The sequence below is a fragment of the Ktedonobacter racemifer DSM 44963 genome (genome assembly GCF_000178855.1).
Taxonomy (GTDB): domain Bacteria; phylum Chloroflexota; class Ktedonobacteria; order Ktedonobacterales; family Ktedonobacteraceae; genus Ktedonobacter; species Ktedonobacter racemifer.
Window position 1 is genome coordinate 1 of record NZ_ADVG01000007.1, and the last position, 26,789, is coordinate 26,789.

The 26,789-nt window shown below is 52.0% G+C and carries 27 protein-coding genes and 5 pseudogenes; 21 read left to right on the forward strand and 11 right to left on the reverse strand.

What is annotated here, in order from left to right; translation table 11 throughout:
* The coding region (locus tag KRAC_RS59995) for an IS6 family transposase (protein WP_007923669.1) at positions 1-497 on the reverse strand (497 nt) is incomplete at its 3' end.
* A gap of 473 nt (positions 498-970) precedes the next feature.
* Positions 971-1,180, reverse strand: coding sequence for a hypothetical protein (locus KRAC_RS60000; RefSeq protein WP_157508443.1), 210 nt, complete (start codon positions 1,178-1,180; stop codon positions 971-973).
* A 226-nt stretch (positions 1,181-1,406) separates the two neighbouring features.
* Between KRAC_RS60000 and KRAC_RS60005 the strand changes: the two genes are divergently transcribed.
* From KRAC_RS60005 to KRAC_RS60025, 5 genes are all read left to right on the forward strand, one after another.
* Positions 1,407-1,883 carry a TetR/AcrR family transcriptional regulator gene (locus tag KRAC_RS60005; RefSeq protein ID WP_007923671.1) on the forward strand — a complete coding sequence of 159 codons (477 nt, stop codon included), beginning with the start codon at positions 1,407-1,409 and terminating at the stop codon, positions 1,881-1,883.
* A gap of 63 nt (positions 1,884-1,946) precedes the next feature.
* Positions 1,947-2,285, forward strand: coding sequence for a YciI family protein (locus tag KRAC_RS60010; RefSeq protein WP_007923672.1), 339 nt, complete (start codon positions 1,947-1,949; stop codon positions 2,283-2,285).
* Positions 2,282-2,668, forward strand: coding sequence for a PPOX class F420-dependent oxidoreductase (locus tag KRAC_RS60015; protein ID WP_007923675.1), 387 nt, complete (start codon positions 2,282-2,284; stop codon positions 2,666-2,668). The genes KRAC_RS60010 and KRAC_RS60015 overlap by 4 nt, the downstream gene beginning before the upstream one ends.
* 314 nt (positions 2,669-2,982) lie before the next feature.
* Positions 2,983-4,098: a hypothetical protein gene (locus tag KRAC_RS60020; RefSeq protein ID WP_244422668.1), complete on the forward strand. Its 1,116-nt coding sequence runs from the start codon at positions 2,983-2,985 to the stop codon at positions 4,096-4,098.
* 477 nt (positions 4,099-4,575) lie between these two features.
* Complete coding sequence (locus tag KRAC_RS60025; protein WP_007923677.1) at positions 4,576-5,148, forward strand: P-loop nucleotide/nucleoside kinase family protein; 573 nt, start codon at positions 4,576-4,578, stop codon at positions 5,146-5,148.
* A 74-nt stretch (positions 5,149-5,222) separates the two neighbouring features.
* Here the strand turns inward: KRAC_RS60025 and KRAC_RS60030 are convergent.
* A pseudogene (locus KRAC_RS60030) lies at positions 5,223-6,043 on the reverse strand (IS6 family transposase).
* A 411-nt stretch (positions 6,044-6,454) separates the two neighbouring features.
* Here KRAC_RS60030 and KRAC_RS60035 point away from each other — a divergent pair.
* The 4 genes from KRAC_RS60035 (at position 6,455) to KRAC_RS68760 (ending at position 9,807) form a co-directional block, all read left to right on the forward strand.
* A complete protein-coding gene (locus KRAC_RS60035; RefSeq protein ID WP_040449024.1) occupies positions 6,455-7,306 on the forward strand; it encodes an IS5 family transposase in 852 nt (283 codons plus the stop codon).
* A gap of 42 nt (positions 7,307-7,348) precedes the next feature.
* Positions 7,349-7,810 (forward strand): nitroreductase family deazaflavin-dependent oxidoreductase, encoded by a 462-nt coding sequence (locus KRAC_RS60040; protein WP_007923680.1) that lies wholly within the window; start codon positions 7,349-7,351, stop codon positions 7,808-7,810.
* Between the two features lie 592 nt (positions 7,811-8,402).
* Complete coding sequence (locus KRAC_RS60045; protein ID WP_007923681.1) at positions 8,403-9,368, forward strand: ornithine cyclodeaminase family protein; 966 nt, start codon at positions 8,403-8,405, stop codon at positions 9,366-9,368.
* Positions 9,369-9,537: 169 nt separating this feature from the next.
* The gene (locus KRAC_RS68760) at positions 9,538-9,807 is read left to right on the forward strand and encodes a transposase family protein (protein WP_007923682.1); all 270 of its coding nucleotides are present in this window, start codon (positions 9,538-9,540) and stop codon (positions 9,805-9,807) included.
* 58 nt (positions 9,808-9,865) lie between these two features.
* Here KRAC_RS68760 and KRAC_RS60050 read toward each other — a convergent pair.
* Positions 9,866-10,583: pseudogene (locus KRAC_RS60050) on the reverse strand (IS6 family transposase).
* Between the two features lie 54 nt (positions 10,584-10,637).
* On the opposite strand from KRAC_RS60050, the gene KRAC_RS60055 reads away from it, so the two are divergent.
* From KRAC_RS60055 to KRAC_RS68765, 6 genes and pseudogenes are all read left to right on the forward strand, one after another.
* Positions 10,638-11,309 carry a transposase gene (locus KRAC_RS60055; RefSeq protein WP_157508445.1) on the forward strand — a complete coding sequence of 224 codons (672 nt, stop codon included), beginning with the start codon at positions 10,638-10,640 and terminating at the stop codon, positions 11,307-11,309.
* Between the two features lie 97 nt (positions 11,310-11,406).
* Positions 11,407-11,934 (forward strand): hypothetical protein, encoded by a 528-nt coding sequence (locus tag KRAC_RS64900; protein WP_007923683.1) that lies wholly within the window; start codon positions 11,407-11,409, stop codon positions 11,932-11,934.
* Between the two features lie 324 nt (positions 11,935-12,258).
* Positions 12,259-12,867 (forward strand): helix-turn-helix transcriptional regulator, encoded by a 609-nt coding sequence (locus tag KRAC_RS64905; RefSeq protein WP_007923684.1) that lies wholly within the window; start codon positions 12,259-12,261, stop codon positions 12,865-12,867.
* 193 nt (positions 12,868-13,060) lie between these two features.
* Complete coding sequence (locus KRAC_RS60070; RefSeq protein ID WP_244422670.1) at positions 13,061-14,365, forward strand: MFS transporter; 1,305 nt, start codon at positions 13,061-13,063, stop codon at positions 14,363-14,365.
* Positions 14,366-14,623: 258 nt separating this feature from the next.
* Positions 14,624-14,881 carry a hypothetical protein gene (locus KRAC_RS60075; RefSeq protein WP_040449026.1) on the forward strand — a complete coding sequence of 86 codons (258 nt, stop codon included), beginning with the start codon at positions 14,624-14,626 and terminating at the stop codon, positions 14,879-14,881.
* A 31-nt stretch (positions 14,882-14,912) separates the two neighbouring features.
* Positions 14,913-15,068: pseudogene (locus KRAC_RS68765) on the forward strand (transposase); the annotation flags it as partial.
* Between the two features lie 191 nt (positions 15,069-15,259).
* Here KRAC_RS68765 and KRAC_RS60085 read toward each other — a convergent pair.
* From KRAC_RS60085 to KRAC_RS60105, 5 genes are all read right to left on the reverse strand, one after another.
* Entirely contained in the window at positions 15,260-15,565 is a 306-nt protein-coding gene (locus KRAC_RS60085) for a hypothetical protein (RefSeq protein WP_040449027.1), read from the reverse strand.
* 320 nt (positions 15,566-15,885) lie between these two features.
* Complete coding sequence (locus KRAC_RS60090) at positions 15,886-17,031, reverse strand: DUF4179 domain-containing protein (protein WP_007923688.1); 1,146 nt, start codon at positions 17,029-17,031, stop codon at positions 15,886-15,888.
* Entirely contained in the window at positions 17,024-17,605 is a 582-nt protein-coding gene (locus KRAC_RS60095; protein WP_007923689.1) for an RNA polymerase sigma factor, read from the reverse strand. The genes KRAC_RS60090 and KRAC_RS60095 overlap by 8 nt, the downstream gene beginning before the upstream one ends.
* Before the next feature lie 368 nt (positions 17,606-17,973).
* A complete protein-coding gene (locus tag KRAC_RS60100) occupies positions 17,974-18,537 on the reverse strand; it encodes a GrpB family protein (protein ID WP_007923690.1) in 564 nt (187 codons plus the stop codon).
* Positions 18,538-18,808: 271 nt separating this feature from the next.
* A complete protein-coding gene (locus KRAC_RS60105; RefSeq protein WP_040449029.1) occupies positions 18,809-19,354 on the reverse strand; it encodes a class I SAM-dependent methyltransferase in 546 nt (181 codons plus the stop codon).
* Between the two features lie 119 nt (positions 19,355-19,473).
* Here KRAC_RS60105 and KRAC_RS60110 point away from each other — a divergent pair, with 119 nt between their 5' ends.
* The 6 genes and pseudogenes from KRAC_RS60110 to KRAC_RS60140 all read left to right on the forward strand — a co-directional run.
* Positions 19,474-20,292, forward strand: a complete 819-nt coding sequence (locus tag KRAC_RS60110) for an IS6 family transposase (protein ID WP_007923691.1) — start codon at positions 19,474-19,476, stop codon at positions 20,290-20,292.
* Positions 20,293-20,332: 40 nt separating this feature from the next.
* Complete coding sequence (locus KRAC_RS60115; RefSeq protein WP_052569473.1) at positions 20,333-20,821, forward strand: isocitrate lyase/phosphoenolpyruvate mutase family protein; 489 nt, start codon at positions 20,333-20,335, stop codon at positions 20,819-20,821.
* 43 nt (positions 20,822-20,864) lie between these two features.
* Complete coding sequence (locus KRAC_RS60120; protein ID WP_007923692.1) at positions 20,865-21,692, forward strand: NIPSNAP family protein; 828 nt, start codon at positions 20,865-20,867, stop codon at positions 21,690-21,692.
* Between the two features lie 1,370 nt (positions 21,693-23,062).
* Positions 23,063-23,893, forward strand: coding sequence for a YwqG family protein (locus KRAC_RS60130; RefSeq protein WP_007923694.1), 831 nt, complete (start codon positions 23,063-23,065; stop codon positions 23,891-23,893).
* Between the two features lie 108 nt (positions 23,894-24,001).
* A pseudogene (locus tag KRAC_RS60135) lies at positions 24,002-24,253 on the forward strand (IS6 family transposase); the annotation flags it as partial.
* 773 nt (positions 24,254-25,026) lie between these two features.
* Positions 25,027-25,563 (forward strand): annotated as a pseudogene (locus tag KRAC_RS60140) (IS6 family transposase); the annotation flags it as partial.
* Here the strand turns inward: KRAC_RS60140 and KRAC_RS73485 are convergent.
* Both KRAC_RS73485 and KRAC_RS80700 read right to left on the reverse strand, forming a co-directional pair.
* The gene (locus KRAC_RS73485) at positions 25,447-26,229 is read right to left on the reverse strand and encodes a hypothetical protein (RefSeq protein ID WP_157508447.1); all 783 of its coding nucleotides are present in this window, start codon (positions 26,227-26,229) and stop codon (positions 25,447-25,449) included. The pseudogene KRAC_RS60140 and the gene KRAC_RS73485 overlap by 117 nt on opposite strands.
* Positions 26,230-26,484: 255 nt before the next feature.
* Positions 26,485-26,715: a DUF4158 domain-containing protein gene (locus KRAC_RS80700; protein WP_075164705.1), complete on the reverse strand. Its 231-nt coding sequence runs from the start codon at positions 26,713-26,715 to the stop codon at positions 26,485-26,487.
* Positions 26,716-26,789: the final 74 nt, after the last annotated feature.

Consider the following 26,789-nt stretch of genomic DNA (forward strand, 5'->3'; position numbering starts at 1 on the left):
TTGTTCAATCCTTTGTGTTGCCGATGCTCCACGCCAGGCAGGATCTCGCGTTTCGCTGCTCCATAGCTCTTCAATTTATCAGTGATGATCACGCGTGGCACGTGGTGCAGCCTTTTGAGGAGCTTGCGGAAGAACTTTTTGGCCGCATTCTTGTTGCGTCGGCTCTGAACAAGGATATCCAGCACGTTGCCATACTGATCAACAGCTCGCCACAAATAGTGGGTTTTGCCATTAATTTTCAGGCACACCTCGTCCAGATGCCATGTATCTCCCGTTTTCGGACGGCGACAGCGCAGTTCGTTGGCATACACTTGCCCAAATTGAAGGCACCACTGGCGCACTGTTTCATACGTCACGACGATTCCGCGCTGCGCCAGAAGCTCTTCAACATCGCGAAAACTGAGCGAGAAGCGGAAATACAGCCACACTGCGTGGCTGATGATTTCTGGTGGGAAGCGAAAGCCTTTGTAGCTTGGAGCCGTGGGGGTTGTTTTCATGCAGTTATTCTAGCACATTGTTCAGCTACATTCCCAAGTTGACAATACCGGTATGACGCTTTTTCATCATCAAATCCTTCTTTTTCTTTTGACCCACGTGAAGTATATCAGAGTTTCGCCGTAATGACTTGTTCTTGTGTGCTTGTTTTCCAGGTTTCAAGTGCGCCTTACCATTTGCAATAATATTGTCAATTGGTATCATCAGCCACGAGCATTGGTGTTCAATGAATAAAAGAAAGGCCCTGTAGGCTCATTAGCTAGAGGGCCTGTGTGTCATCATTTTCGGTATAGGGGAGGTGAATGGATATCCAGGGCCAGCCACTTCTCTCCCTGACATTATTTGATGAGCATATAATACGTTCAAGAGCAGAGACACCTTGAGATGCATAGGTTAAAATCGAAGAGAAAACAGCCGGACAGGTTCCATAGCTGCGATGCAAGCTGATGTCTTGGTCTCCTCGGCTTTGCAAGGTTCACATTCGTTGGCCTCGTGCCTGCAAGGGGGTGCCACAGTTGGGGCATGCGGGACGTTCTTCCTCGGGAGCCTCTTGCCAATCGGTGAGGTCAGATGCCAGGGCCGTCTCTTGGAGGAGTTGAGCTTCCAGTCGACTCATGCGCTCTCGTATAGCCTCCTCAATCTCACGAAAGGTGGCTTTGGGGTGGGCAAGACGCCATTCTTTCATGCCACTGAGCACCTATGCGCTCAGTTCCTGCCAACGTTTTTCCAACGCTTCGTCCATGGTTGCCTCCTCTTTTTCTTTTCCCTATCCTATCACCTTCTTTCTCCCTTGCCCATCTCTCTGCAAAAAATTGACGTACACCAAAGAGCGTTCATTCCTTGCAAACATACCATACCATATGGTATGATATGAGGAAGAGAAACGTGTCGAGCAAAGGGAGGAATCGGTCATGGCGCAACTCAGCAGACGCAGATGGCTCGAGGAAGGACTCGCCCTGCTTGAAGAGGCAGGAGCCGAAGCGCTCACCATTGAGTCCTTGACCAGCCGACTTGGGGTGACCAAAGGGTCCTTTTACCACCACTTCGCCAATTCCCAGGACTTTAAGCAGCGGTTACTGGAGTTTTGGGAAGAAGAGGGAACACTTCGTATTATCCAATGGGCAGAACAGGAGGATTCACCACCAGAAAAGCTGGCACGGGTGATACGAGCGAGCTTACATCCTCCTCGGCTCGATGTGGCTCTGCGCGCCTGGGCCTTACAAGATGAACAGGTGCGCGTTCACCAGCAGCGCATCGATCAGCAGCGGCTGGCGTATCTGGAAGCGGTGGTCTTTGCCACCAGGGCCGATCATCTGTACGCACAGTCTCTTGCCAGAGTCCTCTACAGTCTCTACGTGGGGCAGCCAGCATATCATTCCCCCCATTGAGGGCGAGGATCTCGGCGTTTTATATCAGCTTGTCCAACAGTGGTTTGCAAAGGAGAGTCAGCAATGTTTGTCGTGATCTACACTCATGGCCCGGCCTGGCAGACTGGGAAGACGGTGTCTGAGCAACCCTTTTATCGTGAACATGGCAGGTATATGAAGCAGTTTTTTATGGCCAGGAAGCTGCTCATGGGTGGTGCTTTTGTGGACAATCAGGGCGGTCTGGGCATTCTCGATGTCGCGAGCGAAGCGCAGGCGCGGGAGATCGTCGCACACGATCCCGCGGTGCTGGAGCGGGCTTTTGAACCGCACCTGCATCTCTGGCATGCCTACTTCAATCAGTATCAAGCGCAAAGCGCTCCATCAGGAAAGAGCCCATCGAGCGAGAAGGAGGTCTTGCCATGACGAACCCAACACAGGCTCTCGAACGCTTCGTTCGTCCGAAGACAATCCTGCTCACGAGCTATCGCCGCAACGGCACCTCGGTGGGTACGCCGGTGCATATCGCCGTCAACAGGGAGCACGCCTTCGTGCGTATGTGGGACAAAACATGGAAGTTCAGGCGCATCCGCAACAACCCCATGGTCGAGATCGCCCCAGCGACCTGGCGCGGTCAGCCCACCGGTCCTGCGAGCCGTGCCCACGCTCGGGTGCTGGATGGGAGTGAGGCGCTCCATGCTGCTCACGCCCTTGCCTGCAAGTATCCTGTGCTGCATGGTTTCCTTATTCCGCTTGTCCACCGGCTGAGAGACTATCGGACCGTGCATATCGAGCTGACGCCCAATTGACCACTCGACCCAGGCAGTACCTGCCATTAAAGCTAGAATACGAGAAATTGCTAAGCTCCACACCTGATATACTCCTTCTAGGAATTGTAAATGATGCCCTTCGCCGAGAGACGGGCTGCTCGGTGCGAACACTTCATGTATCATTCGTGCATCAGGGAGACTGGTGATCGCACCAATAGGAAGGATTAGGCCTTTTGAGGAGAAACTGGTTATGTGATTACACCGTTTTGGTGCTTCGACTGCAAAAAGCTATTGATGCGCATACGCCGTATTCGCCTTCTGAGGAATATCTGCCTCCGGAATGGTACGAACAAGTGCAACATGAGCCTGTTCATCCGGCAGAGGCACTGCTACGCGAGGCGAAGGCGTTGAGCGCGACAGTGCATCAGCAGCATTTCGAGCCGCAACGCACAGCCTATCTGGCGAAACACCTTCGCGCGCTTGAAACAGTCAGTCGTCGAATGCTTGGGGAGCACTTTTCGCTGCAGGAGGAGGTCTGGCGCTGCTTTGATCTCCACGTGGAGTGGGTACCCGAGAGCATCTTCGAGCAAGCCTACACCCTCTATGATGAAGGGTTGCCTGGGAGTGGCAGCATCGCTGAGCGCTTACAGCACTGGAAGGCATCCTTGACCTTGCCACCAGAGAAAGCCCATGTGTTGCCCTCTTTTTTTCAGCGTGCCTTAACGGAAGCGAGACGCCGCACACAGGTACTTGTTCCCTTGCCCGCGGAAGAGCACATAGAGATCCAGACCATCACGGATCAGCCGGTGAGGGCTGTCGCCTCTTACCTGGGAAACTATCGCTCACGTATCCTTCTCAATCCCAATGTGCCTTTTCCTCTTACTGATTTGTTCTATGTACTCTGCCATGAAGGGTATCCCGGCCACCTGGCGGAGGCTGTGCTCAAAGACGAGGCGCTTATCCAACAGCGAGGATATCTGGAACAACGGGTGAATTTGCTTTACACGCCTCAGTTTGTGATCAGTGAAGGACTTGCCCTCTTGGCTCATGAGATGCTCTTTGCCCCTGGAGAAGAGGAGCAGTGGTTAGCTGAACAGATCTACCCAGAGGCAGGCATAAGCCCGGTTCACTTCGATCTGAGGAAGATCCAGCAGGCCACTGATCTCTTATGGGGAGTGTGGTGCAATGCCGCCTGGTTGCTCTCCGAAGGTCGCCCTGATGCAGAAGTGAGAAGCTATCTCATGCGTTACGCACTGATGGATGAAGAGGCTGTGTCTCGTGCGCTTGCCTCATTGCACCGCCCATTCCATCTGACCTATACATTTACCTACTTTTACGGTCGTCGGCTGCTGGAACCGATCTTGCAAGGATCCCAACGACCAAGGCGCTTGCACCAACTCCTGAAAGAGCAGCTTACTCCTTCCGATCTGAACGAGAGGTTCTTCACTGAGTGGAAGAACGAGGATTGAGATGGCTGGATGCTCGTTTCTCACGCTCGCTTTCAAGCAGGACGAAAAGCGCCCTGCTTCTGAACTGGATATGCACCGACGCTCGCATCTTCGTATATGAAAAGCAGCCAATTTAAAGGACACTGATGGACGAAGCAAGATGGGAAGCGGTTTTCCCGGCACCTTCCTCTCGGTGCTCATGATTGGGGGCAAGCGCTCACATTTCGGATCTGGCCCATTCTTGGTGAAATGATGAGTTTGTTTTATTATCACGTTCTGCTGTTATAGTATACTCAACGCTATGGGAGTCAAGAAAGAGGTTACCTGCCTTATGGGACGCTATCATTTTTTAGCCGGGCAATAACAGCTTTGATTCTTGGTGTCAACCCTCCATGTGACAAGGCTGCAGGCCCAGGAGAAAAGGAAGCAAGTGCCCTGATGAGGGCAGCGCGTTTATGTGTGAGGTTCTTCCCTCAAACTTCCTGGAGTCATGACAGAATGAAGAATACTATTGTGTATCTCATCGCGTATGCTGGGACTGGCAAATATACCATTGCCAAAGAAATCGCAGCGCTGACAGGTGCGGTGATCGTGGATAGCCAGCTGATCAACAATCCGGTCTTCAGTGTCGTTGGCGCTGACGGGAAAACACCTTTGATATCCTCGGTATGGCCAAAGATCGAGAGCATCCGCCGGATCATCCTGGACACGATTGCGGAATTGGCGCAGCCAGGGACCAGCTTTCTTTTCACTAATGAGCTCTACGAAAGGAAGTCGATGGATCGCCGTTGGTATGAGGACGTCGCAATCCTGGCGACCAAACGCAATGCGCTGCTCGTACCAGTGATCCTGCGCTGCGAACCAGAGGAGATATACCGTCGTGTTAGTTCTCCAGAGCGAGCTATGCGCTTCAAGGAAACCAACGCTGACAGGACGCGAGAGAACATACGAACCTACAAGCTCTTACGCATTGGCCATCCCAACTGTCTTGAGTTGGACATCACCCATCTCTCCCCACTCCAGGCAGCGCACGCCATTCTCGCGCATGTGGAAAAGAGAACGATCTCTTGAGAATGGTAGTGTCAGGACTGAGGACACAGAAGCTTATCAGGGAACAGTGCCTGTTGAGAGACTGCTATCTTTCGTTATGAGATTGCTTGTATCGCTTCTTTCAAGGCAGCAATCCGATCAAGGAAAGCTTGTCGTTGCTCTGAGAGTGAGGTTGGTTTTCCTATAGTGGAACGAGGACGGAGAAAGTTCTGCAGTTCGTCAAAAGCACAACAAAAATGAGCAGTCGAGTCAAAGTTTCCAAAGCCATGCATGGATAATACCGTTGCTTGACCCCTCGATGATCTTGTTCCAGGAGATTATTGAGGTATTTGTTGGTTCGATGAAGCACATGTCTGCCCAGTGTCTCACGTACTGCTCGTGGAGAGGAGGTATGTCCATCTGTCGTCACACATTCAGGCGTATGACCAACGACGGCGACGTCTTGTCTGAAAAACCGCTTAGCCGCCTCCATATCCCGCGTCTTGCTCAAGAGAGAATCCACCAAGTTGCCATCGTGATCAATCGCCCGATAAAGGTAACACCACTTTCCACAGACTTTGATATATGTTTCATCAATGTACCAGGATTTCCCTGCTTGTCCATGCCGCTTTCCTCGCAATTGGTCTGCAAGCAACGGGGCAAATCGCGCTTCCCAATCTCTGATCGTTTCGTGGGTGAAGGTCCATCCACGCTCCAAAAACATTTCGGCCATATCACGAAGGCTCAGTTTGTAGCGTAACTGCCACAGAACGACGAGGAGAACGATATCTGTAGGATATTCGAGATAATTGAAGGGAGTGCTGGTGCGTTCATTAAAAAGATGTTTGCAAGCCAAACAGCGGAATATCCGATATCCGAGGATGGTTTTTTGACGCTGCTCTTTTGTGGAAGGGGATAGACAGTGTGGGCAATTCATAGATCACTCCTCATCATATATTGGCTTTTCACAAGCATACCCCGTAAGTGGCCTCCAGGCCAAATTATCTTCCGAGTTCTGACAGAACCCGAGATGAGCAGTCCCATTCTGCTCTCTGAGGGTGGATGAGCCATTCGGTCTGGCATGGGCAAAATCAGACAGGAAAGCTGTCCCAAATTAGACAGTTCAACCCTCTTTATTTGTGATGACTCCACCCGTTGGTCATAAGGAAACAAGAATGCGGGCAAGAACGTGTCCTCAAACCATAAGTTGAGACAGATCCATTTGATGTTGTGCGGGACACAACGTAACTACTTAGAAAGTGTCAGGTTTTGATAAAGTTGGCCGAGAGAACGGAATAGGAATCACTCATAGGAACTAGCATGAAGAGCAGAAAAGGAAAAGAGCGCCATATCCAGGCAAACCTATCCTTCCGATCTGACAGATGCGCAGTGGGCCATCTTGGAACCTTTGATTCCACCTGCCGCCCCAGACGCACCTCACCTGATGTACGAGCGACGTGAGATCGCGAATGCCATGTTGTACGTATTGCGTAGCGGTTGCCCCTGGCGGATGCTTCCCCATGATTTGCCAGCGTGGGATACCGTCTATTGGTACTTTCGACGCTGGCAACGCGAAGGGGTCTGGGAGCAGATCTTGCACGCCCTGCGTAAGCAGGTCCGCATCCAACACGACCGAGCCCCTGAGCCTTCTGCCGCGATCATCGATAGCCAATCTCTCAAAACCAGTGCCGTTCGTGGCCCTGAAAAAGGCTACGACAGCGGGAAAAAAATCTGGGGGCGCAAGCGTCACATCCTGGTTGATACGCAAGGCAATGTGTTGGCAGTCAAAGTCACTGCTGCCTCACGCTCCGACCAACAAGGAGGCAAACGCATGCTTGAGCTACTGGTGGGCTTGTTTCCCAGAATCAAGCTGGTTTGGGGTGATAGCCATTATGCTGGCGATATGATCCTCTGGCTCCTCCAGCATCTGGGCTGGCTCACTGAGACCATTCGGCGTCCAGTGGACTCCTCCTCAGATCAAGGAACGTGCGATTTGGCGACGACGAAGAAGGAGAATGCATCCTCTTCAGGTTTCCGCCCGCTTCCCAGAAGATGGGTCGTTGAACGCAGCTTGGCCTGGATTACCCGATGGAGGCGACTCTGTCGCGATCATGAGGGGCTTCCTGCAAGCTCAGAGGCATTCATCATGCTCGCTGCCTCCCGACGCATGCTTTCTTTGTTAGCTCCTCCATTTCCCTAAGACATCGAAACCTTTCACTTTCTTAGAGAAGGAGAAAAAACTATGGCAAAAACATATCAGGCCCCCTACTATGTCCGCGTGGCAAATCTGCTGACCACGACCCTCTTGCGCGCGGGCTTGCCGATCCGGGGCCCCTACATTTTCTTTGGGAAATACCGCATATATCTGCTGATGGTGCGTGGGCGCAAAAGCGGGCAGATGCGTAGAGTCCCGGTTGCCCTTCTTGAGCGCAACGGGAAGCGCTATGTGGCCTCCCCCTTTGGAAGAGTGAATTGGGCGCTCAATCTGCGGGCAGCAGGAGAGGCTCGACTTTCGCGGGGGCGCAAGGAGGAAACGGTTGTGGCAAGAGAACTGCCCAGTGCTGAGGCGGCCCTGGTTATGCGAGAAGAAGTCAAGGATGGCCATCCCTTCGCTCACACGTTTGGCGTGACTGCGGACTCGTCACTGGAGGAGTTTGAGCGTGCAGTGATCGGCCACTCACTCTTTGAATTGGAAAACAAATAGGGGGGACCAACGTCGGGGTGCAAATGTGCGTACTCTTCCTATGCGCGCAACAGCATCTTTATCTGGATGGATCGAGGGCCTCCAGATCCCCTTTCGTCACCCACCAAACGAACCAGCCTGTTGAAAAAGTCTCCAATGGATGAGCATACCTTGCGATCTCGCAACCATTTATGCTCAAATTTTGCGCTCCAAGGGGAAAGTGATGAGAGTATCTAGATTTTTTCAACAGGCTGGACCGTTTTCTGACATTCATAGTTCTGTTTTTCTGTCAGAGAAATGAGCCATCTCCGCTGTAAATATTGAAATTCCGTGAGGTAATTTTGACAATTACCTGAGGTAATCTTTTATCAAGAAAAACCGCTTCACAGGCCATTCGGACTCTTTTCCCACGTGGAGATTACCTCACATAATTCCCAAAAGAGTACCTCATCGAATTTCAATATTTACAGGGTAATATAGGCATCTTGCTGTCTTTTGAGATCGTGACCCCGAAGAGAATGGCTGCCTGAGCTTCTGTATCATTGGCTCTTGTCTCTCTATAGAAAATCTACAAAGATAGACCCAAATCTGTCTTGCTGGAGCGTGATCTATCATGACTACTGTCTTGCTGACCCGTTCAGAGGTCGAGCCTTTGTTGCACCTACCTGCCTTGTTATCTGAGATGCGCCAGGCCTTCCAGGCTTATTCGTTGGAGCGTCCCATTCCTGCTCAGCGTGTGCGTTCGCCTCTGCCTGGACAGGATGCTAAAGGTGCCATGCTCTTGTTTCCTGGCCTGCTTCCCGGCATTCCCGCCTATACGGTGAAAGTCCATGCCAAGTTTCCCAGTCAGCAACCAGCTATTAAAGGGGTTCTGCTGCTGCACGATCTGGAGACGGGGAACCTGCTCGCTATCATGGACTCTACAGCTATCACAGCCGTGCGCACCGGGCTGGCAGGCGCGCTGGCAGCGGATCTACTCGCGCGCCCGGATGCTGGACGGGTGGCTCTCATTGGGGCCGGGGTGCAAGGGGCGTGGCAACTGCGCTGCCTGACGCTCGTGCGCTCGCTTACGCAGGTTCTGGTGTATGACACCGCGCCCGGGAAAGCCGATGCATTTGTCCAGTTGATGAGTGAGGAATTGCCGTTTCCAGTGCGTGCGGCCTCCTCTCTTGCCGATGCGACTGAACGCGCGGAGATCATTGTCTCTGCCACCTGGTCGCGTGAGCCATTTCTCTTTCCCAACATGGTACAGCCCGGCACTCATATCACCACGCTGGGACCGGATGAACCGGGCAAGTGCGAGGTGGCTGCTGATCTGATTCAACACGGCCTCTTTGTCTGTGATGACCGCGATCAGGCGATACGTATGGGGGCGCTGGGGAGTGTCGGCCTGGATGGACGAGCGGTGCATGCTGAATTGGGCGAAGTTATTGCTGGGGTGAAATCAGGGCGCATGAGTGCGGAGCAAATTACCATCTATGGCGGTGTAGGCCTGGCTTTTCAGGATCTCACGACGTGTTGGTATGTCTATCAGCAAGCAGGACACCCTGAAAGCAGGAGCCTTGATTTTCTCTCTTGATCTCGGGCCGAACTACCAGGATGAAAGGTTCGAAAGAAGAACAATGGAGTGAACCCAAGTGACCGGGTCTGACGAACTTTTGATGATAATTTAATAGCCATTGGGAACTCTGTAATGTACACTTGGAGATCAAGGTTGATCGTGACCTGCATGGAAGATGGAGTTTCCGATGGCAACGTTAAACCTCTTACCTGATGCAGCCCAGCTTGACCTCATAAACCTTACCATTGACCATGTGACCCATGAAATTACGGCCACTACTGCAACAACGGCTGTGGAAGCTCCCTGCCCTCTTTGTCAAGAGCCGTCAAGACGGGTTCACTCTCGCTACAAGAGACAATGGGCTGATCTCCCTTGTTGTGGTCAATCTGTCCGTTGGATCGTCGAAGTACGCCGCTTTCGCTGCCAGAACCCAGGTTGCAGCCGCAAAATCTTTTGATTATGTTGCAAGAAATTGCAAAGGGGAAGCTGGGTGTGATGGGTCCTCACAATCATTCTTACGCTGTCACTCCAAAGAGTGTGGCCACCAAGATCACCCACCCTCCCACATCTCCTTTTGCTACTCCTTGCACTTGCCCTTTCCTCATCATGTTCATCGTTTCGAACCCTTGTAAGGTTCGCCAGGCTGTCTCAAATGAAAAGAAGCCCATTCCTGGTTTCGTCAACCGTTTGATGAAGCGGTGGTCCTGTTCGACTCTGTTGTTGAGGTATTTGACTTGCCGCAATGCGCACTGTTCAGGGATGTCTCCCTCCGTTTTGAGTTCTGCAAACGCTTTGGGATAGGCTGCGTTTTTGTCGACGTTGATGACTCGTGGCGCGCTGGTATGGGAGGCTGCAAGGGTTTTGAGCAAGAACTCTCTGGCGGCTTGCGTGTCTCTGGTCGGGCTGAAAAAGAAATCGAGTGTCTTGCCCTGAGAGTCCACTGCTCGATAGAGATACACCCACTCTTTTTTGACTTTGATAGACGTCTCATCAACCCGCCAAGAGTCGGTAGTGAGCTTCAAATGAGGACGGCAACGCCGTTCGATTTCAGGTGCATATTGCTGGACCCAACGGTACATCGTGGGGTGATCCACATGCAGTCCCCCGTTCCAGCATGATTTCTTCGAGGTCCCGATAGCTGAGCGCATAGCGAAGATACCAGCGAACACACAGCAGAATGAGGTCAGACTGGAAGTGACGCCATTTGAAGGGATTCGGGCTGTGGTTGCTCATGGTGGAGACCTCTCTCGCTCTTTTCTCCCTCACTGTAGCAGATCAGCTTTTTCTTTGCAACACTACCTCAGTTCGAGCACGGTCAGCAACTGGCTCGCCGCTGGCGTGTATCCTGAGACCACGCGCGGTCCGTATGTGAGCCGTATCGACCCCTATCTTCCGTACCTGTTTCAGCGGTGGGAGTCGGGGTGCCACAATATGGTTCATCTTCATCAAGACCTCGTGGCCCAAGGTTACAAGGGGTCATATGCGAGTGTGCGGGATCACCTGGTTCGCCGACTTCCCAGAGGCAAAAAGAACGCATGCAAAGGGGCCAAGCTCTCCCCAGCTCCTCCGCCAGTGCGGCACGTGATGTTTCTCTTCCTGCGGCGGCCTGAAGACCTGAATGAAGAGGAACGAGGGACCATTCTCCAACTCTGCCAAAGCCATCCCGAACTGGACCTGGCGTATACTCTCGTTCAAGAGTTTGCCAAGATGCTGCGCACACGCACTGGGGAAGACCTTGATGCCTGGCTGGCCAAAGCCGTAGCCAGCCAGATTCCCGAATTTCAGAGCTTCGTCCTGGGGGTTGAACGAGATAAAGCGGCAGTACAAGCGGGCTTGACGAGGCCCGAAAGCAACGGCATCGTTGAGGGCCATGTGAACAAGCTCAAGTTGATCAAAAGGATGGGGTATGGACGAGCAGGCTTCCCTTTGCTCTGCCAGCGGGTTCTCCATGCTTTGTAGCAGTTCTGCTGGGATGCAGCAGTTGTTGCTCTCAGGTTCATCTTGACAGAAGTGCTCGTTCTCTGTAAGCTGTCTCAAAAACAAAAAAGGAATGAACATGGAGATGGACCCCTCCCAGATCAAAACCATTGGAGATTTTCGTCGCTTTGTCCTTCTTCTTGCTGATGGAATAGCGTCTACCACTCCTAAGTCGTTAGAGGAATACTTGCGGGCGCTCTGGAACCTTATCCAGCAGGCTCAGGCGAAGCCAGTGACCTATGCTCTGCTTGGGCAGCTGTTGCAGGATGCCTTCCTGGTTGAACCCCTGCCCTTTCATGAGGCATGGCTCTCGTATGACGTGCCTCCCGATCTCGACAAAGACGACCACGAGCAGCCCTTCTCTGTGCTTCAACAGATGATTTGCTACCAAATCGCCGATCTCCATCGCATGGTTCAGGCTGGTCTGCTTGAGAACGAATGGCGCTTTTATGGCATTGATTCCCCAACTGGGCATCGATGGTTCAACTTTGATCCCTCCTCTTATTTACAATGTGCTCCCCAGTCAATTCAAGAAGACGGGACATCGACTGATGCTAGTTGGCTCGATCTTGCTATCCTGCTCTGGTTAGGCCAAATCTACGAGTAATTTTCAAAGCAAGCGAGCTTCACCGAGAGTGATACCGCTGGCGAATCCTCCTCAGAAGCATCAGGATGGCATTGTAAAGAGCGCGTCTGGATCTTAATCACGCTGAAGATCTATGAGTCTTCAGCGTGATGCAGAATAGATCAACAATTGCATCTTGTGCTGGGCATCTGCTTGGTTCGCGAATGTTAGCCGCTCCGAGAACACCCACAATGCACTTGTTACCTGGCTGTCTCATGGCTCTCTCCAAGGTTCGCCAGCGGCATCGAGAGTGTGTAAGACCCACGGAATTCCAAAATTTACAATATCCAAAGAAGGTGAGACAGGATGTCAAAGAAGGTTCAACGGTTGAAGCAAAAGAGTACAGGTGCCCTTGCCTTGCAGCCAGCACGCCATTTGACACTATGCAGGGGGTCGCTCTGGTTGCCCCAGGAAACTGTCGGAGCCCAGTTTCAATGGATATGGGCGTGTGCAACTAACGTCGATGAGGCCCTCAACTACCTTCAAGAATCTGAGCCTCATGTGTTAGAGACCTCTATCACTCAGCAAGATGTGGATCTCTCTCTCCATGCACATACACTTGGTCTCAGCACTCCTTTCCCAAGGATATATCCCGTGCATATCGTGGCACGCGAGAATTCCGCGCTCTCCGTCGTACAATCACGCTTTCCAGACTTTGCACACCATAATTCCGAGCCGCATAACATTTCCTCTCCTCATCAGCCTGTGCAGCAGTCACTTGTCACCCTGAACAAGCGTGAACTGGAGGTTCTACGCCTTCTGGCTGAGGGCCGCTCGAATCAAGAGATCGCTGATACCTTGATCGTTGCAAAAAGTACGATCAAATGGCATCTCAAACAAATCTACAGCAAACTCAATGTGCATAGCCGTACACAAGCCATTGTATGTGCCAGGCAAATCGGCTTCCTATCATAAAGCCATCGTCTCCTCACTTTTACTTTTTCCCCTAAAGAGGCCACTTTCCCCCCAAAGGGAGGGTGACAGTCTTCCTCTTCCATAGGTACACTGCGCATCATAAACACAAGCGAGTGGCTGGTGTTTGTGTACAAGAGCTTTCTATTGAAAGTGAGGATATGGTGGTATGTCTACTGAAACACGCTTCTCGTTCTTGACCAAAGCAGAACATTTCTTTATCAATCGCAACTTTCTGCTGCTCTGGAGTGGACAAGTGCTTTCGACCTTTGGCGATTTCCTCTTCGGAACAACGCTCATCCTCTGGATGGTTACCTTCATTGCACCAGGACGCTCGTGGCTCCCTCTGGCAGTGAGCGCTCTCATCCTAGCTCAATCATTGCCTCGATTTCTCATTCAGCCGCTTGCAGGGGTTTTTGTTGATCGATGGGACAAACGTCGAACCATGCTGTGGATGGATGCCATTCGGGCTATTCTGATCTCATTTCTGCTCTTTGCGAGTGGAATTCTTCCTATCCCATTTTTCCCTGGTGGGCATCTTCCTCTTAGCTGGCTGCTTGCCATCATTTATGGAGTCGTTTTTGTTGCAAGTGTTTGTACTCAATTCTTCGCCCCTGCTCAATTCGCTCTGATTGGCGATATTGTGGCAGAATCAGAACTTGCCAGGGCAAGCGGATGGAATCTCGTTGTCACTAACCTCGCCATGATACTTGGACCGGCTCTGGCAAGTCCACTGCTTTTGGGAATTGGAGTCTCGTGGACGTTTGGGTTCAATGCCTTTTCGTTTATTATCTCGTTCCTAACCATGTTACTAGTGCACCCTTCCCGTGAAGCAGGAAACGCACATACTCATTCAAAAGGGCATATATGGCTTGAGTTTTGGGAAGGCCTTCAGTTTGTTTCGAGAAATACGGTTGTGAGGACACTCACCATTTCCTTGATGATTGCCATGTTTGGACTCGGGGCATTAAATGTACTTGATGTGTTTTTTCTCACTCAGAATCTCCATGCACCCACAGTACTTTATGGCTTCTTGAGTACGGCCTTTGGCATAGGCTCAATTGTAGGAACTGCGCTCGCTAGCCCCTTAGTCCCACGTTTTGGTTTCACCAGAGCTTTCTGGAGTTCAATGATAGCAGTGGGAGCGCTTATCCTTGTATTTGCTCGGATGACAAACTTTCTTTCGGCACTTATCGTCTTTGGCTTACTAGGAATACCAAATGCAGCAAATAATGTTGCTTTAGAGCCACTCATGCTTCAAATCACACCTCGCAACCTTGCGGGGCGAGTGTTTGCTGTACTCACACCCGCCTGGACGTTGGCCTACGTTGTGTCTGTTACCCTCGCAGGATACGCTGGGAGCCTGGTGTCATGGCACGTTCATATGGTCATCCTCGGTATTACCTTTGGTCCCATAGACACCATACTGATTGGGACAGGTCTGCTCGTGATTGTTGGTGGAGTCTTTGCAATGGTTTCTTTACGTGGAATCACTCAGTAGCCGTCTTCCAGGTCATTGCCTCAAGCCTGGTTCCTGCAATGAAATATGCAAGATATGTACTTTTGGCAACTATTAACGTCCAATTCGCACTCCCGGCAAAGTTATGGGCGCAAGAGCGAGAAATATGCCATCCACAAGCTCTACAAATCAAGCTCGTAGACAGCAATGTTATGCTTCCAGCCCTGGCAAAGTTATTCGTAAAGTATCAGGGGGATTGATTCGCTCCAGATCCGCAATATTCCCGCATTGCTAGAGACGATGCCGGTTGAGAATATCCATACTCACCCTGTCTCCATTCCGACAGGACGGTGGGCCGGACGTATCGGACAAATGTCCCTCACCAATACGCAAGCGGCGTTACTTGGTATGAAGCCACTCATCTGTGCGGCAAACAACATTCCCGAGGAGGAATTTGATCGCCTGCTGGTCCAGGCGTATCTTGAGTTCGAAGAGTATAAAAGCTCGCTACAATTCACGATGAGATTCCCCCACTTTTGCGGAGGAGTAAAAGCTTAGCGTATACTTCTCCAGAAGGAGGGAAGAGAACATGCAGAAAGTCCAGAAGACTTATACGCCTAAGTTTAAGCGCGAAGCGGTGAGGCTAGCCCAGACCAGCGGCAAGCCAATTGTGCAAGTGGCCCGTGAGTTGGGCATTTCCGATACCTCTATTCATCAGTGGCGCAAGGAACTGGCCGAATATGGAGCCTGTAAACGCTAGACTAATAGCCGAGCCACTCGCTACCAGAAAAGTGAGCCATGTTCCCAGAAATCCGCTACACTTGAAAAAAATTCAAGCGAGCGGAGGAAACAAGGTGTATCCCATGGCACTTCGAGATGAAATTCGTACCTGGGTCTTGATCCAGGGCAAGAGCCAGGTTATGTGTCAAACGACAGTTATCGTCGCCTGGATCTTGTTCGTGTTTTTCGTGGTGGAGAGGCATCGACAATGATGGGTGTGGTTGGCTTTGGCTGCTCCAGCTCTTCTTGTTTCCTGGTGACATCTTCTATTTGGACCTGGACCAGAAAGGCCTGCGCGGCATGAAGGCGTTGTAGCTCCAGATCATGGCGATCAGCGTCAAAGTCAGCCTGCCGCTCCGCCAGGTCGCGGCGAAGCACGCCCAGGAGACGCTCGTTAAATGCTCTACATTGTTGTTGATAGCGCTGGTAAGGGGTTTGTGGTTCGCTGATGGTAAAAAGCACGAAGAGCTAGCAGGTTTTGAGGTTTCATGTGAGCAATCGGCGTGAAGAGTGAACAGCACAACCATTGACGGCGAGAGAAACCGCGCCAGAAGCGAATGATTGTGTGCAGAAGTTGCCAATTCGAATGCTCAATGTGCTGCTTTCCCTTGCCATGCTCGTTCTGCCAATCTAGAAACACGGCTGAAGGTTCGGACAGGTCGTGCTAAAGAGAGGGAGGCCCAGGATATGTACCATACTAGTGGATGAGTGATGGTGAACTTTTGTCTCTCAGGGGGCAACCGCAGGGCAGATTGGCCTGCGGTTGCAGGTATTACTGTCGTTTATGGTCTGTTGACGTGGAAGGTCCAGGTTCGGATTTTGCCGAAGAGGTGCTGTTCTCGCTCGGTGATGGTAATGGTCCAGGTTCCATGCTTGTCATAGAGGCTGTTTGGGAAGGTGAAAAGGAAGGAGCCATCATCTTGAGGGCTGCCTGACTGCGCATTGTAGTTCCCCGGATCTTGTGGAACATTCACGGTAGCGAAAAGGCTTGCTTTCCCCCAGGATTGTTGCCCGCTGATGAAGATGCGAACACCTGATGGTGTAATCGCTGCCCTCTGTAAGGTGATTGCCTCGCCATCTGTTGTCTGCTGCTTGCCCAGTTTCATAAGCCCTCCTGGGTGGAAAGGGACGGAGAAATTGAAGGTAGCCGAACCTAGCACGTGCGGCGTGCGGAAAGCTGCGCCTGTGCCGACCTCCATCTTCAGATGAATATCGAGTTGCTGGGGATTGCCGGTAATCCCGTCAGTGTTAACGTAGAACGCATGGGCCTCTCGGTGTTTGTCGGTATTCTGAAATGCACTCGACCCCACTATGAGCTTCCCACTGTGTGTATCACCCAGCACAGTGCCATCTTTTGTTGAGACCACGATGTGCAGAACTGACACCTGATTGTGATCTGGGGCACTGTTTTCATTCGCGAGGACCGTATGACCATCAGCGGCGATCAGGGTATTGGCGATAATCAGTTCGTTCGCATCAGCGTAGGCTGCCTCAATGTTGATGGTGACGCCAGCAACAGTGCGAGACTGATGAATTTGACGAAACAAATTGCGTTGCATCATGGAAGAGGTAGCAGGGCGGGAAGAGAGAACTGGACCCAAGAAAGGTGAGATGGCTGCGTAAGCGGTTCCTGTAACTACAAGCACAGCCAGGAGGGCGGCGATGACTGCCAGGCTGCGTGCAGACAGGGAGAGCCGTGTGGAGAGCCATTGGATAGGCGCCATTTGGGTACGAAGGATGGGAGTCGGTGTCACTTTTAAAGGGTGGAGGTGTCTATAGCGGGCCTGGACGAGTGACCACGTAGGAAGCTGAGGTGACATAGGCGCATGGTATGCCGCATCCAGGTCCTCAACAAACTGGTAGAGTTCGGAATCGTTCTGATTTTCGAAGAGATCGGGATAGCGTTGTTGGAGGTTATGCTTATACATGGCGATACTGCTCCTTTAGAGATTGTATGATGCGTGTGATCTGTTTTTTGACGCTGGCATGACTTTTGCCAACAACCTGAGCTATTTCGACGGTACTGAGCCCGGCTGCAAAGCGTAGCGCTAGTAATTCGCGTTTCTGCACATCGAGCCGGGCCAGGAGGCCGCGCAGATGGGTGAGATTCTCGTGCTTAAGCACAACTGCTTCAGGGTCCTGCTCGCTCGGAGACTGCGTTGCATCCGGGAGGAGATCCCAGTGCTGCGTATTTTTGTGGCGTCGATGATGATCGATGGCTACATGGCGAGTGATGCGAAAGAGCCAGGCGGCAAATGGAATGCCGCGTGCACGATAATCAGGCAAAGCTTCAAGGACTTGAAGAAACACCTGCTGTGTCAGGTCGGCTGCATCTTCATCACTGCTGGCGCGTGTGCGCAAGTAGCGGTAGACACGCATTGCGTAACACTGGTAGAGCGGTGCAAAGTTGGCGGGATTGGCTTTGGCAGCTTCTACCAGCTGTATTTCTGCATCCTCTAGCCGCATATCGTACGGCAATGCAAGTTCTGAAATGTTCTCCATAGACAAATTTCTTTCTCCCAGAAATGGAGGTAGTTTGCTTCACTATCAATTGAAGCACCTCCATCATGATGGCGCCTATTAAAACGCAGGAGTAGCAGATTGGGGACATCGAGTTCTTTGAGAGGCTGACCTTCGTTGAGGGAGAATCACTTGCTTGTATGGGGAGGACCCCAAAGGGAGCACGGAGAGCGAAAGACCAAGACTGAGCAATGTGATTACCAGCACTGAGATGACGAAGACGTTCAGGGGATTCCCACTATTCGCCGTGAGAAAGGGGTTTGTCAAGAGTTTTGTGTAAATAGCCATGATGTGTGTATGAGTGCTTAGAGAGAAGGCCAGAGAACGTCTCATCTCTAAGCGGATGGAACTCAAGCGTCTGATGGACCTGGCTGCCAGCCAATAGATTGTGCCCATACATCAGCTTGAACAATCACTTGCCAAATAAATGGATGCTTGGCATCGGTATAGGCATTACGATCAGTGCGGTATCGCTGGGCCAATTCGGTTTTCAACGCCGCATATTGCGCGACTACATCCGCATGAACACGCAGGAAGTCTCGGAAGAGCAGAGCTATCTGCTGATCGACGCTACCGGCGCGACGGACGTGGATATGTGTGCGAGGCTGTCCTGGAGACTCACGGAAGTAGCGCTTCGTCAGCTCCGGATTTTCGGGACGAAACACATACCCCAGGCGCTCAAGCGGGACACGGAAGGCATCGAGCGGCTCAAAATCAGCGACTGAAATCTGGATATCAATCACAGGCTTAGCCGCCAGAGACGGAATTGATGTTGATCCGATATGATCAATGCGCAAGGCTACATCGCCAAGAGCAGTTCGTAAATTCTTCGCCAACTGCGCAAATTGCTCGGGCCAGTGGGCATCATAGGGGACAATCACGATAGGATCCAGCTCTCTGTTCTCTATCTGCATGCTCTCGTCTCTTTCTCTTTTCTCTCACAGACTTCATTCTGTTCCGTCTCTGGTTATCCTATCATGCACTTAGTCCAGGAACAAGCAGGATGGCCAGCAATTATCAGATAAGAGGCATAAATGGTGTAAGAGGAGATTACTGTTGCGCTCCTTCTTCCCTTTCACGGTGACTCAGCAGTCAGTCACCATTCCTGCGTCAAAAGCATAAAATCACCTGGGAGACCGTAACGTTACCCAGTCTCCTCGCAAGGAGGTGATGTGTGCTCAGATACTAGGGTTGGCCGGTGACCACATAGAAGCGGAACTGCGTATGCATGCGCTCCCATTCTGCGAGCATCGCTGGCAGTGTCTCCTCGACGATGTCGTTGCTAATGCCTAGCTGCTTCTGGTAGCGAGGGCGTAAACTCTCATAGATGGCCTGGAAATCACGTTGCAGGAGCAGGCCAATGCGCCCGCCCCAGTTGCCAACGGGCAAATCAAAAGGGGTTGTCTGGCAATTGCGCATGCCTGCTTCCTGAGCATACTGTCCGAGAAACGAGATTTTTGAGGGGTCAAGGCCGTGTGGCTTGCTCAGTTGCATGGCCCAGTCAAACCACCGTTGGGTATATGGCCCGACTGGATAGAGGGTATTGCCCCCCTCGACCAGTTCGATCCAGCCCCCAGGGGCGGTGACACGCAACAATTCTCGAATCACGGTCGTCCATTGTGCGAGCGGAATGCCCATGACGAGCAGGCGCTGATGGACAAAGTCGAACATTCCATTGGGGAAAGGCAATCCCTGCAAGATGTTGCCACGAGTAAAGTGATAGTTGGGCACTTTCTCTGCGCCTTGCTGCTGGAACGGATGCGTCAGAACTGAGAACAGGACTCTAAGCGAAGTCCCGCTAGCGTGTGATAGACTGATCAGCACAGAAACATTTTGGGGAGGCGTGCCCGATGAACTGCCCGTATTGCCTGTCTGTAACGACAAGAGAACAAAACAGGAAAACCACACTTGGCTACCGGATATTCCGTTGCCGAGGGTGCCACCATATCTTCAATGAGCGCACCAACACGCCTTTCAACTTTCTGGAATATCCAACCGATCTCGTTCTGCTTGTCGTTCTCTGGCGGCTGCGCTATAAACTGAGTCTGCGGGATCTCGCTGAGATGTTTCTCGAGCGCGGTTGGGTCTTCACTCATGAGGCAATCCGAGACTGGGAAGCTCGTTTTGCTCCCTTGCTTGCAGAACACTTGCGTATCAGGCGGCGGGGACACATAGGGTCATCATGGTACGTAGATGAAACGTACATCAACGTGCGAGGAACGTGGTGTTCTCTCTATCGCGCACTCGATCGTGATGGGAATCTGGTCGATTCACGCCTGAGTGAGAAACGCGATATGGAGGCAGCAAAGCAGTTCTTCCGCCAAACTATCGCAACCGTTGGTCACGCCCCGGAGCGGGTAACGACCGATGGACATGACTCCTATCCACGTGCGATTCGTGAGATTCTCGGCAGCGAGGTCATGCATCGCTGGAATGCCTACCTAAATAACCACCTGGAACAAGATCATCGTGGGATCAAACAGCGCTATTACCCGATGCGTGGATGTGGGAACTTCACATCGGCCTCTCGCTTCTGCAGGGCATTTGACGAGGTACGCCAGTTCTTTCGGTTTCGGACCACGAGAAAGCAACATGTTTCCCTCGCTGACCAACGTCATCTCTTCTGCCAACGATTGGATGCCTTGAAAACCATGTTGCTGGTCGCCTAAACAGATTCAGGTTGAAATGAAGCACGCCTTGTGATCTTTTGTGTTCTCAGTTCTGACGCATCCACTCTACGAGCTGGAGGCACAAGGAACGCGCATAGCGGCAGCGCGCCAGGAAGCGAAGCTGGCAGGACTGAGCCTGGTCATTAACGCTCGTATTGATACCTATCTCTTTCAGGTGGGCGAGGAGTCGATCCGCCTGCAAGAGACGCTGCGCCGCGCCAGAGCCTACCTTGAGGCGGGTGCAGATAGCATCTTTGTCCCCGGAGTCATCGAGCCAGATTTGATTCAGACGCTGGTGTGCGAGATCCCAGGACCATTGAATATCATGGTAGCCCCTGGAGCACCGCTGGTGCCAGAGTTGTTCAAGTTGGGCGTGGCTCGTATCAGCATCGGACCAGCGGCAATGCTGGCAACGATGGGCTTGATGCGGGAGATCGCCAACGAGTTGCGCGCAGAGGGGACCTATGAGCAACTCACTCAGCACGCTTATGGGATAGGCGACGCGATGAGGCTGTTTCGGGAGAAGTGAGGCTCACGTGACGCCTTGCCTTTGCGCATGAAAGAATTGAGAGATGTCAGATACACGTGCCCAGACGCAGGTGGGATCCTGCACAAGCGCGAGACAAACGCCAGAGCAAGCCGGAGAGAGGTGTTGTCCCATCATAGAATTGCGTCAATATATCCACCAACCGGGTCTGCGCGACGATTTCATCGCCTTGTTTGATGAGCATTTCATCGAAGAGCAAGAGCGATATGGCGCACAAATTATCGGTCAGTTTCGCGATCGCAACCATCCTGATCAATTTGTCTGGTTGCGTGGGTTTCCCGATATGCAGACGCGGCATACAGCTCTGGAAGGCTTCTACCACTCCAGCCCCATCTGGCGAGAGCATCGCACTGCGGCCAACGACACGATCATTGATGTGGACAACGTCTTGTTGCTCAAGCCAGCTCGCGCCATAACCGGTTTTCGCTTCGATTCGGCAAAGCGCCCGAGAAGGGATGCGCAAGAACAGGCCGCAGGGGTGATCATCGCGACGGTGTATACTTTCGATGCACCGGTTGATGCGCAATTTGTCGATTTTTTCGAAAAGGATGTTGCACCTCTGCTTCGAGAGGCAGGCGCGACTCTTTTGGCGCACTTGGTGACCGAACCACGCGAGAACACTTTTCCGGCGTTGCCAGTACGCGAAGGTGAACATGTCTTTGTGTGGTTTGCTTCGTTCGCTGACGATGCAGCTTATACGGCGTATCACCGCGCTTTGACAAAGAGTCAAGAGGGGATCACATCTCTTGTCTCTGCCTTGCAGATGTGGCTTGCAAAACCGGAAGAGGTGTTGGAACTGCTCCCAACGAGACGTTCGCTCTTACGCTTTCGGCAGAGCGGAGCAGAGGATTGACGCCACGCTACTGGAAAACCAAGCTTCGTTCTATGGTACGGTAGAGCAAATGGTCTGTCATTGTGAGACAGACCATTTGCTCATGTGTTTCTGCTCTGTGCCAAAACCGGCCCAGCCTGTTGAAAAATGCCTTGTTGAGTTTATTGAAGAACACATGAGTTTGGCTGAATGCTGGTTTCATTTGAGAAGGAAAACGAGCAAAAGGAAGGTTTTCGGGCAAAAGGAGAGAGCTGAGGTTGACAAGAGAGAGGAAAAGGCAGCGCAATGAGAGGTGAGGAGGAGTAGGTGTAAATCCCAACATTATCCTGGCGAAAATCCCACAATGATCCTGGTGGGCAACCTCCTTGGGGCAGCTTGCCCACCAGGATCATTGTTGTAAAAGCAACCAATTTAATGGCTCTTACGCAACCCCGATGGTCTTGGGAAAAGATGAGTTTCTGAAGAGATCAATGCTCAGCTTCAAAAGCCCGCTGATCAGACTGATACTGATGAGTCATTGTGCCGAATCAGCGAGGTCGCGTATGAGCCAATTTAATGTTGGGATTTACACCCACACGGGTAAATTGCCTTCCTCTTGCAACACAGCCAAAACTTGTCAGGAGAACCAAAACTGGGTAAGATGCTCAATAAAAGGAGCGAAGCATCCAATGTACGACCATATCGAACCGACATTTGAGATTCACGTTGTGGGATATCAGTATCTGGGGAGAGGGCCACAAGTGTTCGGCGATCCCTCTGGAAGATGGATGGGAGGCAGCGATATTTTCTATCGCTGTGCCAATTGTGGTTCTTTCATGCCTGTTTCGACCAATGAGTATTACCATTGTCAGTGTAGAGCTATGTCCTTAGATGCGGATGCTGGAAGGTTTGGCTCAAGTTATGGGGACCACAATATATTGGTTTACCGCAGGTGCAATGAGTGCTCTTTCTCAACGTGGCCTCAGTAGCGACAGGCGGATGAGGCTGTTGGACGCAGCCATTGATGGCCCTGACCAAGTTTGAGAGAGGCTTCACCGCTGACCTCCGATGCAAAAAGCACGACAGTGCGTCTCGGTCACCTTTGCACCGAGTTTCCTGCCACCCGCCTATTACGAAGCGGCAGCCAAGTCCAGGGAGGCCGCAAAGACACTTGGGATATGAAAAGGTGAATCTCTGCCGAAGGAGGCTCATTAGCCTGAGTGAGAGGTCGTGCCAGCAAATCCTGTTGAAAGAGCATATGGAGAGCTTCAACGGGAGGTTGATCAATGCAGGCAAGCAAGCGAGAAAGGGTCGAGCGATGAGGCAAACGATTGCGCCCGAACAAGGTGTTCTGGCGTGCGATGGTTGCAGAGAACGAATGTAGTCCTAAAATGTATGTGAAGGAACACGAGATGGACCAGTATGAACACGATTTGGCAAGCCAATTGGAGCGCATCTCCCAAGCCATTCGGGCACGTGGCCTTGGGGCTTACGAGGAAACGCTGCTGGCCAGGCGCCAGCCAACCTTGAAAATAACCATGGATCCCGCTGATATACTGCCGATTGGTTGCTCTAAATTTGGCGGAAAACCGGATCTGCCGCCCGATTTTGTCTATCCGCGCTACACCAAGGATGATATCCTCTTTGCGCAGGGGTCGCCTCTGACCTTTCTGGTACAGTATCGCCTGAAGGATTTCGCCCCCTTTGTCTTTGCGCGTGAATTGCTGCCGCCCGATGGCATGCTCTACTTTTTTGGCTTGGGCGATGAAAGTGGAGAGATTTACTATAACTACGAGGACTCAGGGCGTGTAATCTACTGGCAGGGTGATGTCACGACTCTTCGGCCATACGATCCCGGCGAGGAAGTCTACACCTATAAGCAGGCAGCCCTGAAGTTTGAGCCAACCTGGTCATTGGGCCTGCATTTGCTGGACGGGTACTATGGAACGAAAAGAGCTGAGGCCACAGGTGAGAGCAGGTTGGCGGACGAAAATCTGGACTTTTTGGAGCGCTTCGACGAACTCAATCATCGCGCGTTGGGCCTGCCCACGATTCAACAGCCCTCAGATGTCATGGAAGATGAAGAGCAGATGAAACGACTTGTCCTGCTGTTGCAACTCGATTACGCACCAGACTTGGGACTGGGTTTAGGCGATGCCGGAACCATCTACTTCCTGGTACCAGCGAAGGATCTGCGCGAGCGCGTCTTTGAGAATATCTGGTTTGAAGGCGCGTGCGGGTAGAAAATCAGGCCATTGCTGCCAGGGCCATGTTCGCGGGTTGTGTTGCAAGAATGAAGGCGTGATGATAAACTCTTCCTTATTTGGAACAGAGCAGAGGAGTTCTTCATCATGATTGAGCAAATCCCGTTCAAATGGCGTCATTTCCAGCCCGAAATCATTCTCCTGTGCGTGCGCTGGTATGTGCGGTATGCGCTCAGCTATCGTGATCTGGAAGAGATGATGGCTGAACGGGGTCTGCCTGTCGATCACACGACCATCTTTCGCTGGGTTCAGCGCTACGCACCTGAACTGGAAAAACGCTGTCGACCGTACCTGAAAGCCTGCAACGACTCCTGGAAAGTGGATGAGACGTATATTAAAGGTGCGACAAGAACTTGGCTACTGACATTATCTGAAGCAAAGGAGATTTCTTCTTTGGTAGGATTCAGGCTTTCCCCCAAAAGCCTGATGGCTACAGGCGTAGCTTCCGGTTGAGCAGTCGGAGGTGAAAGAGCTGCCTGGACAATGTGGACGAGAGGAGAAAACTCTCTCTCCTCACTCGGTTTGCTAGCCAAAGATGAAACTGGGTGACGTAAGAAAGCTCTGTTTGACGGGTCGTTAAGATCCACACGGTGAGGGGAGAGTCGCCCCACAAGGGACAACCGTGAGTGGGAGGTATGGTGTACGCTTTGATTACACCAAAACGTTGGTTTTGTTTTTTTCCAGCAAGAGGCGATGTTACAGGGGTAGAAACGCGCCTCCCTTCCACGGCAGACGAGACGTGTCTGTATTCGGCCTAAAGGAGCCACCCAAAGGTCATCGTAGGATGTCAGGGTCCAAACTTGTGAGAGGTGATCTCTTCGCCTGTAACACTTGCGAGACAGGCAAAGATAGCTGCATCCGATGGAGAGATCATCAGTCAGAGCCATCATAGTACCCTTTGAAAGCCAGCTAATGACTGGACTGCGGGGAAGGATGGCAGCGGTTCTCGTTCAAGGAGGGGTGAGAGGTCTGGATACGTAGGACCGTTTGATTACCCTAAGAAAGAACAAAAGACCGTGGAGAGCCCGTTGCAGCGACGAGTTGCACGGCGGGTTCGGCGGAGGGGATGCGGAAACAGATGCTTCGTAAGAAACATACTGCGCCGTGTCCCTATCCAATTCAAGAAAGTGTGGATGTATCTGTATCGGGCCGTGGATTCGCAGGGGAACACGCTGGAGTTTCTTTTGAGTCCAACCCGTGATGCCGAGGCGGCCACACGCTTTTTCGACAAAGCGCTGCACGTTTCTACGTGTTCAGCTCCTCAAAATTATCCAATTGAAGAGCCTGTAGCCCAACCTCTGACTTCGACTGACCCCATCACCACGGCAGTTCCTCGTGTGATCAACGTCGACAAGAACGCGGCCTATCCCAAGGCCATTGCCGACTTGAAAGCCGCTGGAGTGCTGCCTGCGCACGTAGAATTGCGGCAGGTGAAATACCTCAACAATCTGATTGAACAAGATCATCGCTTCATCAAACGCTTGACGAAACCGGGAATGGGCTTTTTCTCGTTTGAGACGGCCTGGCGAACCTTACAAGGATTCGAGGTGATGAACATGATACGCAAAGGGCAAGTACCCGGAGTGGGAAAAGGTGATGTGAGAAGCCAGATTACACTGGTTGCCAAGCTGTTTGGAGTGGCAATCTAAAAACGAGTGAGAGGGGCATTCACGCTTTCTTTGCTTCCTCCGTACTTTTTTGCAACAGAACCCTTTTTGCCGATAGGCTCCCCCCTGCGCTTTGTATTCCGCCACCAGGTCGCGCAATGTCTGTTCATTTACGACCGGAAAGACCACATCTCGAAAAGCCCCATCGGGGTGTTCCAGAGCAGCATCGGCGATTCGATAGAGCAGACGTGTTTTTCCGGCGACTCGTTTCAAGTCATTGATGTAGGCGGCTTCGACACGATGCTCGGCTCGTTTCCCGATGCGATGCACAATCTGGATAAGCAATGTGACGAGGGCATCGGTGACTTCCTGGGTTCGCTGGACGACCAGGGCTGCGAGCAGTGTCAAGCGAATCGCCTGGGGATGCTGGCGAATGTGGGAAGGAGACTCTGCGGCAATACGTCGCCGCAAGCGTTCCACTAACTTCGGTGTATACCCTTGAAACAGATCTGCTGGTAAGCCAATGGCACGCAACGAGCGCAACTTGGCGATCTCCGAGAGCGCGCTTTCTACTCCGACTGGACCGGGGTCCAAGCGTAGCAGGTTCAACGGAAGTTCTTCCTCCTCTTCTCCCTCAGTTACTGGAGCAGACACCAGAAGGGCGTCCAGGTGACTCTGCATTTCAGGCGTGAGGCGGGCCATAACCACAGCGTAGATCTGTGTTTCATACGAAGCGAACCCGGTTTCAATGAGTGTGGTGATATCATCAGGAACATCGACCTCGCGCGTTCGACATTCAGCACAAATGAGTTCGCGGAGACGTTCGGGATGCTGTTCATGCGGAAGAATGTCGGTGCAGAGCCAGGTGAGCAGAGCTTCTTCATCGGCGCGATGGAATTCGCGGACCTTCGTGATCGCGCGGATCTGCGCTCGATGGGCCTCAATGGTGCGCCCCTCCCAAGCCTACTGGGCAAAAAGAGCAGAATCAACGCCCACCTGGGTTGCGAGGAAGCGCACCACTTCGGGAGCCGCCTCTTGTCTGGAATGCAAAAAACGGCCTTCATATTGAAAACACTTGAAGAGGACGGCAAACCCCAGGCGCGTTGCCCCCGATTTGTTCCCGACCGCGTCTAACTCGTCTGGCAGGAGGGTAAAATGTTCAAGTAATTCCTCCGATGTCCACGTTCGCTTCATCTCTTTTTCTTTCTGGTTACTTGCTCTTCCACTAAGCAACGTCCTCTCTACGCTCCTCTTGAGATATGCTGTTC